The sequence below is a fragment of the Mammaliicoccus sp. FSL K6-3158 genome, from assembly GCF_038005105.1.
Taxonomy (GTDB): Bacteria; Bacillota; Bacilli; order Staphylococcales; family Staphylococcaceae; genus Mammaliicoccus; species Mammaliicoccus sciuri.
Genome location: NZ_JBBOSL010000001.1, coordinates 1,223,949 through 1,241,110, shown reverse-complemented (window position 1 = coordinate 1,241,110; position 17,162 = coordinate 1,223,949). Strand labels below are relative to the sequence as shown.

The 17,162-nt window shown below is 32.4% G+C and carries 15 protein-coding genes and 1 other annotated feature; all 15 genes read right to left on the bottom strand.

Going from position 1 to position 17,162, the window contains the following annotated elements:
• Positions 1 to 64: 64 nt before the first annotated feature.
• Positions 65 to 1,327 carry a bifunctional folylpolyglutamate synthase/dihydrofolate synthase gene (locus MHH94_RS06200; protein WP_048539632.1) on the bottom strand — a complete coding sequence of 421 codons (1,263 nt, stop codon included), beginning with the start codon at positions 1,325 to 1,327 and terminating at the stop codon, positions 65 to 67.
• A gap of 8 nt (positions 1,328 to 1,335) precedes the next feature.
• Positions 1,336 to 3,966, bottom strand: a complete 2,631-nt coding sequence (locus MHH94_RS06195) for a valine--tRNA ligase (RefSeq protein ID WP_058592070.1) — start codon at positions 3,964 to 3,966, stop codon at positions 1,336 to 1,338.
• A gap of 40 nt (positions 3,967 to 4,006) precedes the next feature.
• Positions 4,007 to 4,219 (bottom strand) — a binding site (T-box leader).
• A gap of 48 nt (positions 4,220 to 4,267) precedes the next feature.
• Entirely contained in the window at positions 4,268 to 5,338 is a 1,071-nt protein-coding gene (locus MHH94_RS06190; RefSeq protein ID WP_058592069.1) for an AbrB family transcriptional regulator, read from the bottom strand.
• Positions 5,339 to 5,394: 56 nt separating this feature from the next.
• Positions 5,395 to 6,684, bottom strand: a complete 1,290-nt coding sequence (gene hemL, locus MHH94_RS06185) for a glutamate-1-semialdehyde 2,1-aminomutase (RefSeq protein ID WP_106417358.1) — start codon at positions 6,682 to 6,684, stop codon at positions 5,395 to 5,397.
• Between the two features lies 1 nt (position 6,685).
• Complete coding sequence (hemB, locus tag MHH94_RS06180) at positions 6,686 to 7,669, bottom strand: porphobilinogen synthase (RefSeq protein ID WP_048539628.1); 984 nt, start codon at positions 7,667 to 7,669, stop codon at positions 6,686 to 6,688.
• Positions 7,666 to 8,349: a uroporphyrinogen-III synthase gene (locus MHH94_RS06175; protein ID WP_058592067.1), complete on the bottom strand. Its 684-nt coding sequence runs from the start codon at positions 8,347 to 8,349 to the stop codon at positions 7,666 to 7,668. Before MHH94_RS06175 ends, hemB begins: the two co-directional genes overlap by 4 nt.
• 15 nt (positions 8,350 to 8,364) lie before the next feature.
• Positions 8,365 to 9,288 (bottom strand): hydroxymethylbilane synthase, encoded by a 924-nt coding sequence (gene hemC, locus MHH94_RS06170; RefSeq protein WP_058592066.1) that lies wholly within the window; start codon positions 9,286 to 9,288, stop codon positions 8,365 to 8,367.
• Positions 9,289 to 9,306: 18 nt separating this feature from the next.
• Positions 9,307 to 10,140 carry a cytochrome C assembly family protein gene (locus MHH94_RS06165; RefSeq protein WP_048539625.1) on the bottom strand — a complete coding sequence of 278 codons (834 nt, stop codon included), beginning with the start codon at positions 10,138 to 10,140 and terminating at the stop codon, positions 9,307 to 9,309.
• A 20-nt stretch (positions 10,141 to 10,160) separates the two neighbouring features.
• On the bottom strand, positions 10,161 to 11,498 hold the full coding sequence (gene hemA / locus MHH94_RS06160) for a glutamyl-tRNA reductase (protein WP_048539624.1): 1,338 nt from the start codon (positions 11,496 to 11,498) through the stop codon (positions 10,161 to 10,163).
• A 74-nt stretch (positions 11,499 to 11,572) separates the two neighbouring features.
• Positions 11,573 to 12,160 carry a ribosome biogenesis GTP-binding protein YihA/YsxC gene (gene yihA / locus MHH94_RS06155; RefSeq protein ID WP_025904289.1) on the bottom strand — a complete coding sequence of 196 codons (588 nt, stop codon included), beginning with the start codon at positions 12,158 to 12,160 and terminating at the stop codon, positions 11,573 to 11,575.
• A gap of 149 nt (positions 12,161 to 12,309) precedes the next feature.
• The gene (gene clpX / locus MHH94_RS06150; RefSeq protein WP_084755545.1) at positions 12,310 to 13,572 is read right to left on the bottom strand and encodes an ATP-dependent Clp protease ATP-binding subunit ClpX; all 1,263 of its coding nucleotides are present in this window, start codon (positions 13,570 to 13,572) and stop codon (positions 12,310 to 12,312) included.
• A 123-nt stretch (positions 13,573 to 13,695) separates the two neighbouring features.
• Positions 13,696 to 14,976, bottom strand: a complete 1,281-nt coding sequence (gene tig / locus MHH94_RS06145) for a trigger factor (protein ID WP_058592064.1) — start codon at positions 14,974 to 14,976, stop codon at positions 13,696 to 13,698.
• Positions 14,977 to 15,069: 93 nt separating this feature from the next.
• Positions 15,070 to 15,999: a hypothetical protein gene (locus tag MHH94_RS06140; RefSeq protein ID WP_058592063.1), complete on the bottom strand. Its 930-nt coding sequence runs from the start codon at positions 15,997 to 15,999 to the stop codon at positions 15,070 to 15,072.
• Between the two features lie 2 nt (positions 16,000 to 16,001).
• Positions 16,002 to 16,625, bottom strand: a complete 624-nt coding sequence (locus MHH94_RS06135) for an NUDIX domain-containing protein (protein ID WP_048539620.1) — start codon at positions 16,623 to 16,625, stop codon at positions 16,002 to 16,004.
• Positions 16,626 to 16,774: 149 nt separating this feature from the next.
• Complete coding sequence (rplT, locus tag MHH94_RS06130; RefSeq protein WP_025904294.1) at positions 16,775 to 17,134, bottom strand: 50S ribosomal protein L20; 360 nt, start codon at positions 17,132 to 17,134, stop codon at positions 16,775 to 16,777.
• Positions 17,135 to 17,162: the final 28 nt, after the last annotated feature.

Here is a 17,162-nt window from a genome sequence, read left to right as displayed (position 1 = left end):
ATCCTTGCCAGGACAACGAAATCTTTTTATACAAATTAGATTTCTGTCCCGCTCCCACTCTATATTAATCTTTAAATAATTTTCTTACTTCACTAATAAAGTATAAACTTCCTGTTACAACGAGTAATTCTCCGTCGTACTGTTCAATAAATTGAGGATAGTCTTGAACTTTTTCAATATGGTGATGCTCTAAATAATCGTATACTGCATCAATTGGTAATGCTTTTGGAAAATCAAATGTTGTCACATAAAATCTATTGGCTATTTCTTCTATGCTACTCATCATTTTCCCTATTGGCTTACCATCTATCGCTGCAAATAATACATCGATTTTTTTGTCAGAATAGTATTGTTTTAATGTATCTACTAATGCATCAATACTTTCTTTATTATGTGCACCGTCTATTAAAATAAGTGGTTCTTCTTGAACTTTTTCAATTCGACCTGACCATGTTGTATGTTCTATCGCTTCAATCATTGTATTAAAGTTTAATTGAATCATACCTCTTTGATACATTTCAATAAGTGTTGTAATCGCAAGTGCAGCATTTTCATGCTGATGTTGACCTATCATTTTTAGTTGAATGTTTTCTAATTCATAACTACCATATCGATACGTAAATTCAGTATCATCTGACAGTACATGAAAATCTCGATCTAGTTCTAGACCTTTATTGTAATTTTTCTCAACTACTTCTCTAACGAAATGTAACGCATCTTTAGGCTTAATGGCATATACAAGCGGAACACTTGGTTTAATGACACCAGCTTTTTCTCTTGCAATATCCATATACGTATCGCCTAAAATATTAGTATGATCTAAACCGATACTTGTTAACACCGTCATTATTGGTTGAAATACATTCGTTGAATCATTTAAAGCACCTAATCCCGCTTCAATGATGACAAAGTCTACAGGATGTACTGTACCAAAATATACAAACATCATTAATGTAATAATTTCAAATTCAGTAGCTGGACCTAATTCAGTTTCAGATTCAAGTCGTTCAGATATTGGTTTAACTATCTGAACTAACTCAACCAATTCATCATCTGTGATTGGTGTTCCATTAATACTGATTCTTTCATTGAAAGTGACTATAAATGGCGATGTGAAAGTACCAATTTCATAGTTATTAGCTACTAGGGCTTCTCTTAAATAACTGACAGTTGAACCTTTACCATTTGTACCGACTACGTGAACTGCTTGAATCTTTTCTTCAGGATTACCTAATTTGTCGAGCATCCACTTCATTCTTTTAACGCCTGGTTTAATACCGAACTTCGTGCGTTCATGTATCCAGTGTAAACTATCTAAATAATTCATAAGATTTCCTAGCCTTTCAGTTGTTCAATTCTTGCTAATACACCATCATATTTTTCTTGATAATTAACTTTTTTATCTTTTTCTTCGTTAATAATCTTTTCAGGTGCATTTGCAACGAATTTTTCATTGCTTAATTTTTTATTAACACGATCTAATTCTTTTTGCCATTTTTGAAGTTCTTGTTCAAGTCTTTCTATTTCTTTATCCATGTCAATTAAACCTTCTAAAGGTAATACAACTGTAGCACCAAATACAACTTCAGTCATCGCTTTTTCTGGAATATCAACTTTTGTATCAATCACTAACTCACTTGGATTACAGAAACGCATTAAATAATCTTTATTGTCTAAAAGTTGTTTTTTCACTTTTTCATCTTTAGCTTCAATGTGAATTGGTACTTCTTTAGACATTGGTGTATTCACTTCACGACGTGCTTGTCTTACAGATTTAATGATTTCAACTAATAGTTGCATAGATACTTTACTATTTTCATTTGATAATTCTGGTCTTACTTCAGGCCATGAAGCTTGAATAATTGTTTCACCTTCATGTGGTAATGCTTGCCAAATATGTTCGGTTACGAATGGCATTAATGGATGAAGCATACGCATTGTTTGATCTAACGTATAAGCTAATACTGAACGTGTCATTTGTTTTTTAGCTTCGTCCTCACCATTCATTGGTATTTTACTCATTTCGATATACCAATCACAGAATTCATCCCAAATGAAGTTATATAATACACGACCAACTTCACCGAATTCATATTTATCACTTAAATCCGTAACGTTCGCAATTGTTTCATTTAATCGTGTAAGAATCCATTCATCTGCAACAAATTTTTCACCAGATAAGTCTATATCTTCAAATTTGAAATCTTCACCGATATTCATAATGCTGAAACGTGACGCATTCCAAATTTTATTGATAAAGTTCCATACCGCTTCAACTTTTTCAGTAGAATAACGTAAGTCATGACCTGGAGATGAACCAGTAGCTAAGAAGTATCTTAAACTATCTGCACCATATTCATCAATTACATCCATTGGATCAACACCGTTACCAAGTGATTTACTCATTTTACGGCCATCTTCAGCTCTTACTAATCCGTGTAATAAAACGTCATTAAATGGCTTTTTACCTGTAAATTCTAAACCTTGGAAAATCATTCTTGATACCCAGAAGAAAATAATATCATAACCTGTTACTAACGTATTAGTTGGATAGTAACGTTTGAAATCTTCATTGTTTTCATCTGGCCAACCTAATGTTGAGAATGGCCATAATGCAGAACTAAACCATGTATCTAGGACATCTTCATCTTGAGTCCAGTTCTCGATATCTGCTGGTGGTTCTTCACCAACGTATGTTTCGCCTGTTTCATTATGGTACCATGCTGGGATTTGATGACCCCACCATAATTGTCTTGAAATTGTCCAGTCACGAATGTTTTCCATCCATCTATTGAATGTTCCTTCAAAACGATCTGGTACAAAATTAATACGACCCTCTGTATCTTGATTGTCTAATGCTTGTTTAGCTAATGGTTCCATTTTAACAAACCATTGTGTAGATAAATAAGGTTCTACTACTGCGCCACTTCTTTCTGAGTGACCAACAGAATGAACATGTTCTTCGATTTTGATTAATTCGCCAGTTTCTTTTAAGTCTTCGATTAATTGTTTACGGCATTCAAAACGATCTAAACCATTATATTTACCTGCTAGCTCATTCATTGTACCGTCTTCATTCATAACATTAATTTTTTCTAGTTGATGTCTTTCACCAATTTCGAAGTCATTAGGGTCATGAGCTGGTGTAACTTTCATTGCACCACTACCAAATTCAATATCAACATAGTCATCACCAATAATCGGTAATTCACGACCAATAATCGGTAATATAACTGATTTACCAATTAAATGTTTGTAACGATCATCATTTGGGTTAACAACGATTGCTGTATCACCTAACATCGTTTCAGGACGTGTCGTTGCAATTTCAATTGCGCCTTCTCCATCTTTAAAAGGATATTTAATATGATAGAAATGACCTGTAATATCTTCGTGAATAACTTCAATATCAGAAATAGCTGTTTTAGTTTGTGGATCCCAGTTAATAATTCTTTCACCACGATAGATAAGACCTTTGTTATACATATCAACAAACACTTTTTTAACTGCTTGAGATAAGCCTTCATCTAATGTAAAACGTTCACGACTATAGTCTAAACCTAGTCCTAATTTAGCCCATTGAGCTCTAATAAAGTCAGCATATTCTTCTTTCCATGACCAAGCATGTTCAAGGAATTTATCTCTTCCTAAATCATGTCTTGTTAAACCTTGTTCTCTTAATTTACCTTCAACTTTAGCTTGTGTTGCAATACCTGCGTGGTCCATACCTGGTAAATACAATGTGTCATAACCTTGCATTCTTTTCATTCTTGTTAAAATATCTTGCAAAGTTGTATCCCATGCATGTCCTAAATGCAACTTCCCTGTTACGTTTGGTGGTGGAATAACAATTGTGTATGTTTCCTTTTTTTTATTTTCACTTGGCTTAAAATAATTATGATCTAACCAAAATTGATAACGGCCTTCTTCAACCTTTTTAGGGTTATACTTAGGTTCCATTTCCATTAAAATCACTCCCTTTATAATATAAAAAACCCGTCCTAATAAATAGGACGGGTTAAACCGTGGTACCACCTAAATTCAATATAATCACTTATATTGCACTCTAACGATTATCGCTCGCACACGCATTAACCTACTTAGTTTCAATTAATGTTCAATTTAAGGCTACCTTCAATCATCATTAATATGCATTTACACCAACCATGCACTCTCTATCATTAATCAATGATTTACTCTTCCTTGATAAATATTCGATTACTCTAATAATATAAGCAGAATCCATATAAGTCAATATTGATTCATTTTAATTTCCATATTTTCTAGTTCGTGCTGTTAAGAAAATTTTAATTAATGGCGCAACAATCAGTAGAATAAAGAATATCCTAAATATGTGATAACTTGATATCATGGCGACATCACCGCCTGTTTCTAATGCTACCACGATGATTTGAGCCATACCACCAGGTGCTGCACTTAAGAATAAATCGTTTATATTGTCGTCTATAAATAACTCAAATACAAAAACAAGTACAAATGCGCCAATAATGAGCGATACATTTTGAAATGCTATAGCAAAAATTGTCTTTCTCGTTAAATTATTGATTAAATCTGATATTTGAACACCTATTCTTATACCGAATAATACTTGTGCAACGACAATGATCGGATAATCTAATGAGAAGATTTGCCCAGTATATAAATTCCATACTAATAATACAAATATCGGTGCAAGTAATTGCGGCACTGGTACTTTCAATTTATAGAATATAAAGTATAAAGCGATGATACCGATTAGTAGCACAAATATACCTGTGAAATCTAGCGATGTAAATATAGATGGCGCCTTTTCAATTTGTCCTGACGTGGTACCATCATTACCATAAATGGATGAAATAATTGGAACTAATATTACGACAAACATGATTCGAGATGTTTGTGTAAGTGTAACAATTAACAAATCTGCTTTTTTATTTTCTTCAGCCATAATAACCATCTGACTTAAAGCACCTGGAATTGCACTTAACAAGGCCGTTTCGAAAGTAACATTTGCAATTTTTCTAAACGCTATTGATACAATTAACGCAAGTATTAAGATACAAACTGACATTAAGATAATTTGTATCCATTCATCTTTAATATCATGAAGGACATTAGGCGTAAATGTAGAACCCATCTGTACACCTAATATCAGTAACCCGATATTACCTAACCATGTTGGCCATTTAATCGTTCTTTTCAACACTTTAATCACAATTAAACTCGCAAATATAGGTCCAAACAACCATGGTAATATCATGTGAATACTTTGTAACACAAAACCGAGTATAATTGCTAACAAACTAACGAGTACAATGTTCCATTTATTTCTATTCATGATTTAACACCTCAAAAAAATTATATCATTTATGTTTCTATAATTTGAGGTAAGTTTTATTCGTTCGTTATTCTTTCTAAAGCAATGTCAAAAGCTTGTATTGTTTTTTCAATATCTTCTTTAGTATGTGCTGTGGATAAGAATGTTCCTTCAAATTGTGAAGGTGGTAAGAATACGCCCTCTTGAGCCATTTCTCTATACATTTTACTAAATAATGCTAAGTCTGATGAATTTGCTTCATCGAAGTTAGTTACTGGTCCTTCATTTAAGAAATACCCAATCATTGAACCTGCACGATTAACCGTAATCGGAACAGCGTGTTTTGCAAATACTTCTTTCAGACCTTTTTCAAGTAAATCTCCAAGTTCGTTGAAGTATTGATAGCTTTCTTCAGTTAATTCACTTAGTGTTGCGTAACCACTTGTCATTGCTAATGGGTTACCTGAAAGTGTACCAGCTTGATATACATTACCGACTGGTGCTATTTCTTCCATAATTTCTCTCTTACCACCGAATGCGCCAACTGGTAGTCCACCACCTATAACTTTACCTAAACATGTTAAATCTGGTGTCACACCAAAGTAACCTTGTGCACAGTTATAGCCAACTCTAAATCCAGTCATAACTTCATCGAAAATAAGTAATGAGCCATAATCTTTCGTAATATCACGTAAACCTTCTAAGAATCCTTCAACAGGTGGCACGACGCCCATGTTACCAGCTACTGGCTCAACTATAACGCCAGCAATATCTTCACCAAAGTGTTCAAATGCAACTTTTACTGCTTCAATATCGTTATATGGAACAGTAACAGTGTTTTTAGCTGTGCCTTCTGGTACACCAGGAGAATCTGGTAAACCTAAAGTCGCAACGCCAGAACCTGCTTTAATTAATAATGAATCACTATGACCGTGATAACAGCCTTCAAATTTCAATATTTTATTTCTACCAGTGTAACCTCTTGCAAGACGTAAAGCGGCTAATGTCGCTTCTGTACCTGAAGAAACCATTCTCACCATTTCAATAGATGGCACACGTTCAATAACAAGCTTTGCCATTTTATTTTCAAGTTCAGTTGATGCACCGAATGAAGTTCCTTTATCAACTGCTTCATGTAATGCAGCTTTTACTTTTTCATGTGTATGACCTAGAATTAATGGTCCCCAACTTAACACGTAATCAATGTATTCATTGCCATCTACATCATAAATTTTAGATCCTTGTCCGTGGTCCATAAAAATTGGTGGTGTTTCTACTGATTTAAAAGCACGTACTGGACTATTTACGCCACCTGGCATTAAATTTACAGCTTCATCATAGGCATTTATTGAACGTTCATATCTCATATTAGTAGTCTCCTCCATCTAAATATTTACAAATATCTTTAGCAAAATAAGTAATAATCATGTCAGCACCAGCACGTTTCATTGACGTCATTTGTTCCATCACGATTTTTTCTTCATCTATCCAGCCATTTAATGCAGCTGCTTTTGTCATACTGTATTCTCCACTTACATTGTATGCAACAATTGGTAAGTCTGAGCGATTACGAACATCTCTAATGATATCTAAATAGCTTAGAGCTGGTTTGACAATCATCATGTCGCAACCTTCTTTAATATCACTTTCTAATTCTCTGAAAGCTTCTAATCGATTACTTGGATCCATTTGATAAGTCTTACGATCTCCAAATGAAGGTGCCCCTTCTGCTGCTTCTCTAAATGGGCCATAGAAGCTAGATGCGTATTTAATACCATAACTCATAATAGGAATATTTATAAATCCTGCTTGATCTAAGCCTTCTCTAATTTCAGTAACAAATCCGTCCATCATATTACTTGGCGCAATAATATCTGCACCAGCTTTAGCTTGTGATACAGCTGTTTTCACAAGTAATTCTAATGATTGGTCGTTATCTACATCTTTTGTTTCTTCGTTTATTACACCGCAATGTCCGTGGTCTGTATATTCACATAAACATGTATCCGCCACAACTAACATATCTGGGAATTTACTTTTAGATAATCGTGTTGCTTTTTGTATAATACCATCATCAATAAAAGCACCTGTTCCACAAGCATCTTTCTCATTAGGTATACCAAAGAACATAACACCTCTAATGCCTAAATCATAAGCTTCATTTAGCTCTTGTTCTAATAAGTTTAAACTTAATTGATAAATACCTGGCATTGAAGATATTTCGTTTTTAATATTATCTTCTTCAATTACAAAAATCGGATATATTAAATCTGATTTATGAACATACGTTTCTTTCACCATATTTCTCATTACTTGAGATGATCTAAGTCTTCTATGTCTATCAAATTTCATGATTTTACCTCTTTCAAAATTGTATTTATCATGCCTTCTAATGTGTATTCTTCTGCTACTTTAGAAGGTTGACGATATGTATTTAACTTTCGCTCTGTTATAGCACCAATTGCATAAACTTCAACTGAGTTAGGAATTCGATGATAGTTATCAAAATAACTAGAAACAGCCGACGAACTTGAAAAAGTAACATGCGTTACTTCTTGGTGTTGTATCAGTTCATGTACTTTTCTAACATTTTCTATATTTGTAACAGGTTCATATAGATGCAGTACTTGTACTTGATTATCCCATTTCATAAGTTCTTTCGCCAGTTTATCTCTAGCTTGTTTACTACACGGGATTAATATAGATTGATTTGTGAACTGATCTTTAAATTCATGTAATAAACCTTCTTGAGTAAATGAATCTGGCATTAAATCGACTGAGATATTGTACTGATCTGCTACTTTTTTTGTTTTTGTACCGATAACTGCTATACGATCAACTTCTATTTGATTTAAATATGGTTCAAATATTTTGATCGCATTTACAGACGTAAAAATAAGCCAATCATAGTGTGGTTTTAAACAAGATTGTTCAAATTTGATAGGAACAATATCAATGAACGGATAATGACGAATATCGACATCTTCACGTTGAACAGTTCTTGTACTTGTAACCACAATGATTGGCTTCATGTTAACGACTCCTTATTATGCTTCTTCATTCAATTTCTTAATAATTTCATATGCACCTTGTGCTTTTAGTTCTTCAGAAACTTGTTTACCTATTTCCACAGGGTCAGTTCCTTTTATTGTTGATTCATATCTTTCTTTACCGTCTGGAGACATGATTAAACCTGTAAATGAAATTTCATCATTTTCAAGAGTTGCGTAACCAGCTATTGGCACTTTACAACTACCATCCATTTCATTTAAGAAAGTTCTTTCACACGTTACACATGTATCTACATTCTCATCATGAACTGATTTAAGAATATCTAATAATTCTTGATCATCACTTCTACATTCGATACCTAGTGCACCTTGCCCTATAGCAGGTACCATCGTATCTTCTTGTAAATATTCAGTAACGATATCATCACTCCAGCCCATACGTTTTAATCCAGCTGCAGCAAGTATAATCGCATCGAAGTCTTCAGTTTCTAATTTATTTAAGCGTGTATCAATATTTCCACGAATCCACTTAATTTCTAAATGAGGATATTTTGCTAATAATTGCGCTCCACGTCTTAATGAACTTGTACCAACAATACTACCTGGTTTCAAATCCGCAAGTTTAACGTGGTTATTTGCGATATATGCATCAAATGGATTTTCACGTTCTGGAATACATCCTAGTGTTAATTCATCAGGCAATTCACTTGGAACATCTTTTAAGGAATGAATAGCAAAGTCAATTTCATGATTGAATAATGCTTGTTGTATTTCCTTAACGAATAATCCTTTACCACCGACTTTAGATAATTGAACATCAACAATCTTGTCACCTTTAGTAACAATTTCTTTAATTTCAATATCTAATTCTGGGTATTTTTCTTTTAATTTATCTATAAATTGCTGACTCTGCGTCATAGCTAATTTACTTTTTCTAGAACCTACAATAATTTTACGCATAATTTCCTCCACCATTGTTTAGTTAAACCATTGATGAAATCCTGAAAATTTTGAGACCACCAAATAATTTATCATACACACGAGAAACATCATAATATTTGCTATAACTAACGTTTTTGTGTTGATTGATTTTCTTACTCTTAAAAATAAATAAATACCATAAAGTAGTAAGACTATTAATGAACCGATTACTTTACTATCAATCCAAATTTCACTACCAATTATAATAAGTCCCCATTGAATGCCAAGTATTAAACTAATTAATAAGACTAAAAATCCTACTAATGTAAATCTGAACACATTTTGTTCTAATTGGTCAATACTGCCCATTCTAAAGAACTTTTGATTAAATTTTTTCTCTTTTAAATTTTTTCTTTGTAACAAATACAAAATTGCATGTGATGTACTCAATGCAAAAAGAACATAGCTTAAAATAGCTAAAGAAATATGTATTAAAAGTAATTCATTCATTATATTTGCTGCAGTATTTTCTGTGTCATACTGTTCAGGTCTAAATGTATGAATAACTAGAAATACAAACCCAATCAAATTGATAATAAAGACTGTTAAATCTGTGGATTTAAAATAATTTAAAACTAAAGAAACAGTGATAATCATCCATGTATAAAAATAAAATCCTTCGAAAATCGTTAGTACAGGGAATTGTTTAGTTGTAACAATATACATGCACAAAAAGATTGTTTGAAAAATCCAAACAATCCCTAGCGTATAATACCCAAACTTTCTAACTTTAGAATTCTTTTGAATAAAGTCATAAAAATAGCACCCTAAACAAATCATGTAAATAATTAATACTATTTCATGCAAACGTACAGAAATTACATCTTGCATAGCATCACCATTATTTTGTATTAAGATTCAACTGTTTTAGGAGACAATTGATCTTGTTTTAATTCTTTCTTAGTTTCATTTATTCGCTCAACTTCACTTGAGATATTGAAGATTTCTTGGAATAATTCTAATTTTTCTTTTGATTTTTTGTCCGTTGATAATTCTTTTGCTTGTGTAATCGGATCTTTTAATAGTTGATTGACGATACTTTTCATATGTTTAGAAATAACTTTACGCTCTCTGTCAGTCATATCAGGTAACTTTCTTTCTACACTCATCATAGTATCTTGTTGTATATGTGATGCTTTATCTCTTAATGCCGTAATAATTGGCACAACACCTAGCATATTTACCCATTCTTCATGTTTATCAATTTCTTTAGCAATTAATAATTCAATTTCACGTGCTGCTTGTTCACGTTCTGCTAAATTAGCATCAACCAGTCCGTTTAAATCATCTACATCGTAATTAAACATTAATTCTAAATCATTTACTTCTGGGTCTATATCTCTAGGTACCGCAATATCAATTAATACTAACGGTTTATTTCTTCTAAAACGCTCTACATCACGCATCATATCTTTAGTTAATACATAATGTTCCGCACTTGTTGAACTAATCACAATATCCGCTTCCATTAATGAACATTGTAATTCATTGATGCTTTTCGCTACACCTTTATACTGCATCGCAAGTGATTCTGCTTTTGCTACTGTACGATTTAAAACAGTAATGTCATTAACACCACTACCATTTAAATTTGCAACAGCTAACTCAGCCATTTCCCCAGCACCAATGATTAATGCTTTCTTATTATCTAATTTACCTAAAACCTTTTTAGATAATTCGACAGCTGCATAAGATACTGAAACAGCATTTGACGCAATATCAGTCTCATGATGCGCACGCTTAGCTAAAGTAATTGCTTGTTTAAATAGACGGTTAAACATAGTTCCAGTTGTAACCTCTGTTTGCGCAATTTGAAATGCGTCTTTCATTTGACCTAAGATTTGAGTCTCTCCTAGAACCATAGAATCTAATCCTGAAGTCACTCTAAATAAATGTTCCACTGCATCATTCTCAGTTAAAACATTTGTATATTGTTTAATTGTATCTAATGATTGATCAAACCAATCTGCTAAAAATGACTGAATATAATATTTACCAGTGTGGATTTGATCTACAACAGCATATACTTCAGTTCTATTACAAGTCGATAAGATTACACATTCTAATATAGATTTTTGATTGTTTAGTGTTACAAGCGCATTCTCAATTTCTTGATCATTAAAAGCTAGTTTTTCACGCATTGCAACATCTGCAGTCTTATAGTTTACGCTTACTACAACAACATGCACTTCTAACGCCCCCATTAATTTATGTCCAATGTCTAAATTATAACATTTCTAATCTAGAAATGTGAGTGATTTGTTTAAATAAATTGTGACAATAATGCCCAAATATTGTCTGTCTTATCTTTGTTTAAAGATGAGTAGCTAATCAATTTATCTTCAGGATCTAATTCTAAGGTTTGTCTAATGATTTTTAAATGCTTTTGTACTTTACCTTTAGGAATTTTATCCTCTTTAGTCGCAATGACGATAGTTGGTATTTCAAAATGCTTCAGATAGTTATACATCAACACATCATCTTGAGTTGGTTTATGTCTAATATCAACTAATTGAATCACACATCTTAATGCTTCTCTAGTTGTTAAATACTGCTCAATCATTTTACCAAACTGTTCTCTTTGTTTTTTACTAACTTTAGCATATCCATAACCTGGTACATCTACAAAGATAAGTTGCTCATCGATATTAAAGAAATTTAATGTCTGAGTCTTACCTGGTTTCGATGAAGTTCTTGCAACTTTTTTTCTTGAAATTAACGTATTAATAAATGTTGATTTACCAACATTTGAGCGTCCGCTAAGTGCTATTTCTGGCAAACCAGTCTCAGGATATTGTTTCGGATCTACTGCACTGATTATAATATCTACATTATTCGGATTAATTTTCATCGTTTTCTCCTACAAGTTTGTTTCTTTTATTATATCTTATCTTGCTTATATTTTAAACACAGTAACGTTAGCTAAATCAAATCACTTTAAAACATTAAATAAGGCTGAGACAGTTAATAACATGTCTCAGCCTTGGTAATCATATGTGATTATGCTGATGTTTTTTCATCGTTGATTAAATTACCTTCACTATCATATAAGTTTGGTAATTTATGATCTCTAATTGTATCTTCAGTAATAACAACTTTACTTACATCAGAGCTAGATGGAATATCAAACATAATATCGATTAAAGCTTCTTCAATAATTGAACGAAGTCCACGTGCACCTGTTTTACGTTCTATTGCTAATTCACTTATAGCCGTAAGTGCTTGTTCATCAAATTGTAGTTCAACATCATCTAATTCAAGCATCTTAGTATATTGTTTAACTAACGCATTCTTAGGTTGCGTTAAAATATTTTTCAATGCATCAACATCTAATGTTTCAAGGTTAGCTACAATTGGAATTCTACCAATAAATTCAGGAATTAATCCATAAGACTGTAAATCCTCTGGTCTAATTTGTGATAGTAATGATTCTTCGTCACTAATTTCATCACCTGAGCTACTAAAGCCGATAACTTTTTCACCAAGTCTACGTTTAATAACTTCATCAATACCATCGAAGGCACCACCAAGGATAAATAGAATATTTGTTGTATCTATTTGAATAAACTCTTGGTTTGGATGCTTTCTTCCACCTTGTGGCGGTACACTTGCTGTCGTACCTTCTAAAATCTTAAGCAACGCTTGTTGTACACCTTCACCAGATACGTCACGCGTAATTGACGTATTCTCTGATTTACGTGCAATCTTATCAATTTCATCCACGTAAATGATACCTTTTTCAGCACTTTCAACATCGAAATCTGCTGCTTGGATTAATCTTAATAATATATTTTCAACGTCTTCACCAACGTAACCTGCTTCAGTTAAACTTGTTGCATCTGCAATTGCAAATGGTACATTTAATGATTTAGCTAACGTTTGTGCAAGCAATGTTTTACCACTACCAGTAGGTCCGATTAATGCGATATTACTTTTCTGTAATTCAACACCATCTTCGTTTTCAGAAGGTTGTTGTACACGTTTATAATGATTATAAACAGCTACAGCTAATGATTTTTTCGCATTTTCTTGACCGATAACATAATCATTTAATTGTTCCATAATTTCTTTAGGTGTAGGAACATCAGTAAACTGTTCTGGTTCTTGTGACTTTAATTCTTCCTCTACAATTTCAGAACACAATTCTATACATTCATTACAAATATATACGCCACTACCAGCAACAAGTTTTTTAACTTGATCCTGTTCTTTACCACAGAAAGAACATTTTAAGTTTTCTTCACCATCGTTAAATTTAAACATTTTTACACCCCTATTCTTTTTAGACTATACTAAATGTTTTTTACTTTTTCAAATTAAACGGACTAAAAAAGAATAGTAGCAGAAATATTCTGCTACTATAATTACTTTAATACCGAATAATTATTATTCTCCAGCTGATTCAGCTACTAATAAATCAATAACTTTTTGGATTTTAAGGTCATTAACTAAAATATCGTTATTACCTAAAGTTGCTTTAATATCTTCAACAGATAATCCAAATTGTTCGCTCATTTTAGCGAATTCAGCTTCAACATCTGCATCAGAAACTTCGATATTCTCTGCATCAGCAATAGCTCTTAAAGTTAAATTAGTTTTAACGCGTTTTTCAGCATCTTCTTTCATTTGTGCTTTAAGTTCTTCTTCTGATTGACCTGAGAATTGATAGTATAACTCAAGGTTTAAACCTTGTTGAGAAATACGTTGTTCAAATTCTTGCATCATACGATCTAATTCTGTATTAACCATAGCTTCAGGAATATCAACTTTTGCATTGTCAGTAGCTTTTGTAATAGCTTCTTCTTTTTCAGTTGCTTCTGCTTGATTAACTTTAGCTTCTTCTAAGTCTTTACGTAATTTTTCTTTATATTCATCAACTGTGCTAACTGATTCGTCAAGTTCTTGCGCTAACTCGTCATCTAATTCTGGAATTTCTTTAGATTTTACTTCGTTAACTTCACATTTGAATGTAGCTTCTTTACCAGCTAATTCTTCAGCGTGGTATTCTTCTGGGAATGTGACAACAACATCTTTGCTATCGTTAGCTTTAAGACCGATTAATTGTTCTTCAAATCCAGGGATGAATGATCCAGAACCAATTTCAAGATCATAACCTTCTGCTTGACCACCTTCGAAAGCTTCACCATCAACATAACCATCAAAGTTAATGTTAACAACGTCTCCTTCAGCGATTTCGCCTTCTTTAACTGTTAATTCAGCTTGACGGCTTACTGCATCTTCAATTGCTTGATTGAATTCTTCGTCAGTTACTTCACGATCTTGTTTCTCGATTGAAAGACCTTTATAATCTCCTAATTCAACTTCTGGTTCAACTGTTACAGTTGCTTCAAAGATAAGTTCTTTACCTTTTTCCATTTGTGTAACGTCGATTTCTGGACGATCAACTGGGTTGATTTCTGCCTCTTCTACTGCATTACCGTATGCTTCAGGTAAAATGAAATCTAAAGCATCTTGGTATAATGATTCAACACCAAATCTTTGTTCAAATAATGGTCTAGGCATTTTACCTTTACGGAAACCAGGCACATTAATTTGTTTAACAACTTTTTTGAATGCTTTGTCTAATCCTTTATCTACTTCTTCTTTAGGAACCGTAACAGTTAATAAACCTTGGTTACCTTCTTTCTTTTCCCATGTTGCTGTCATGAATAAAAACCTCCGTGATTATCCTAATTTTATAAATTTTCAACTCTTTAATTATAACATAGCTTTCTAATGTTTCAACTATAGTGTTTATATTCATTGTAATTTTTGAATGACTTTAATGAACATGTCCCAATCTTGTTGAGTCACACTTTCGTAGTTAGCGTCTATATTAAAACGTTCTGATAAAAGTTTCAAGTAACATGCAACTAAAACATCATCATTTATATCATTTAGTGTAATTGGATACATAATAATAGCATGTTGATTTAATAAACTTTTAGCCAACTCTATAGATGAAGGGCTATCAATTTCAAGTTGATCAATTACTTTAGGAATGATATTTTGTGTAAAATTTGTTCTTTCTATACCTGGTAATTCTGTCGGTATAACTGTAATAGTCTCATCTATTTTATCGAATTTAACTTCGGCTGACCATTCACTTAATCTTAAATATTCTAATATTAAACTTTGTACATTAGGATGCAATAATTCATTCTCAATTATTTGAGCTAAAGTTAAATTAAATATCCCTAAGTGATGATCTATTAAGTCAATAAGCAGGTTAATTTGTTCTTCAAATTGTGTTTCTTGAAATGCTCTCAATACCTCTGAAGCTTTCAATTGCCTTTGGTTTAACTTTTCTTTAGCCATATCTTGAATAGGTAGCAATGCCATTCTAGTAGCATGTTCGATATTTTCATCTTTAATTTGATTAATAATTTCAACTACCGTTCGATATTGTTCTAAAAAGTATAAACTTTCTACAAAATATATAACTATTTTATCATATAATGGATGACCTTGATTCAGTAATATACTTGCTTCTTCTCTCAATTCAAGATAGTAACCGCAAGATTTTAAGACTTCACATTTCTTTATTGATAGGTCATCATCCATCTCAAAATGTTGCTCATACGTCTCAAACAATTCATATGCTTCATCAAATTGTTCATTTCGGATCGCAAGATAAATATTGTTAACCAGTTGTTTTTTTAATTTTGGAAATGGAATAATTTCACTCAAGGTTACTCACCTCTTCTGTATATACCATCTATAATAAGACTACTCCATGTTTCGTAATTCTTATGATTTAACAATTCTGATTGATCAGCCCACTTGATTTTCAACGTGTCTGTTTCGACTGCTTCAACGCTAGATTTATTAACCTTTAATTTAAAAACAACACCAATATGAACTTTTCCAACTTCATCTTGATCATCGTTTATAAATCCAATTAACTCCATGTTTGCTACATCTTGTTTATTTAAACCAACTTCTTCTTCAAGTTCTCTTGCAGCATTCTCTCTGATGACCTCTTCAACTGTTACAGCTTCAGGGACATCATTCATATGACCGCCTACTCCAATTGAACTTAAACCATGTAATCGGCTTTCGCCACCACCAGTTAATCTTTCATATACAAGTACTTCGTCGTCCTCATTTTCTAATATGCAATATGAAATAAGTTGTTTATATGAAGGATCTTCTTCCATATCGCCACGACGTTTTGTTTCAAATTGACTAATTGTTTCATAAATATATTTAGTTTCTTCATCTTGAATAGATTTAAACCCATCAAATTGATAAGCTTCGTTTTTAAATATTAATTTACGTGGTACTACTGTAATCATTTCATCAAATTTAGACATAATAAACTCCTTATTCTTATTTCTACACTATTTTACCAAAGCGAATTTGAAGCGTAAAGAAGACGAATCTTCTACTTTATTATTTCATAAAAAAAGCCATCAATAAAGTTAATAACTTTATTGACAGCTTATACAACAATGAAATGCAATTATTTAGCTAAAGCGTCTTTAGCTTTAGTAGCTAATTCAGCAAATGCTTTTTCGTCTGAAATAGCGATTTCAGAAAGCATTTTACGGTTAATTTCAATACCAGCTACTTTAAGACCATTCATTAAACGGCTATAGCTGATGTCGTTTTGACGAGCTGCTGCATTAATACGTGCAATCCATAATTTACGGAATTCACGTTTTTTCTGACGACGGTCACGGTAAGCGTAGTTACCAGATTTCATAACTTGTTGCTTAGCAACTTTATATAATGTATGTTTTGAACCAAAGTAACCTTTAGATAATTTTAAAACTTTTTTACGACGAGCTCTCGTCACTGTTCCACCTTTAACACGTGGCATGATAATTCCTCCTTAAAATGGACCATTA

Excerpts from the sequence above, each read along its gene's own strand:
- hemL (WP_106417358.1), bottom strand. The coding sequence starts at position 6,684 with ATGAGATATGAACGTTCAATAAATGCCTATGATGAAGCTGTAAATTTA.
- tig (WP_058592064.1), bottom strand. The coding sequence starts at position 14,976 with ATGACAGCAACATGGGAAAAGAAAGAAGGTAACCAAGGTTTATTAACT.
- MHH94_RS06195 (WP_058592070.1), bottom strand. The coding sequence starts at position 3,966 with ATGGAAATGGAACCTAAGTATAACCCTAAAAAGGTTGAAGAAGGCCGT.
- hemC (WP_058592066.1), bottom strand. The coding sequence starts at position 9,288 with ATGCGTAAAATTATTGTAGGTTCTAGAAAAAGTAAATTAGCTATGACG.
- clpX (WP_084755545.1), bottom strand. The coding sequence starts at position 13,572 with ATGTTTAAATTTAACGATGGTGAAGAAAACTTAAAATGTTCTTTCTGT.
- MHH94_RS06175 (WP_058592067.1), bottom strand. The coding sequence starts at position 8,349 with ATGAAGCCAATCATTGTGGTTACAAGTACAAGAACTGTTCAACGTGAA.
- yihA (WP_025904289.1), bottom strand. The coding sequence starts at position 12,160 with ATGAAAATTAATCCGAATAATGTAGATATTATAATCAGTGCAGTAGAT.
- MHH94_RS06190 (WP_058592069.1), bottom strand. The coding sequence starts at position 5,338 with ATGAATAGAAATAAATGGAACATTGTACTCGTTAGTTTGTTAGCAATT.
- hemB (WP_048539628.1), bottom strand. The coding sequence starts at position 7,669 with ATGAAATTTGATAGACATAGAAGACTTAGATCATCTCAAGTAATGAGA.
- MHH94_RS06165 (WP_048539625.1), bottom strand. The coding sequence starts at position 10,140 with ATGCAAGATGTAATTTCTGTACGTTTGCATGAAATAGTATTAATTATT.
- MHH94_RS06135 (WP_048539620.1), bottom strand. The coding sequence starts at position 16,625 with ATGTCTAAATTTGATGAAATGATTACAGTAGTACCACGTAAATTAATA.
- MHH94_RS06200 (WP_048539632.1), bottom strand. The coding sequence starts at position 1,327 with ATGAATTATTTAGATAGTTTACACTGGATACATGAACGCACGAAGTTC.
- rplT (WP_025904294.1), bottom strand. The coding sequence starts at position 17,134 with ATGCCACGTGTTAAAGGTGGAACAGTGACGAGAGCTCGTCGTAAAAAA.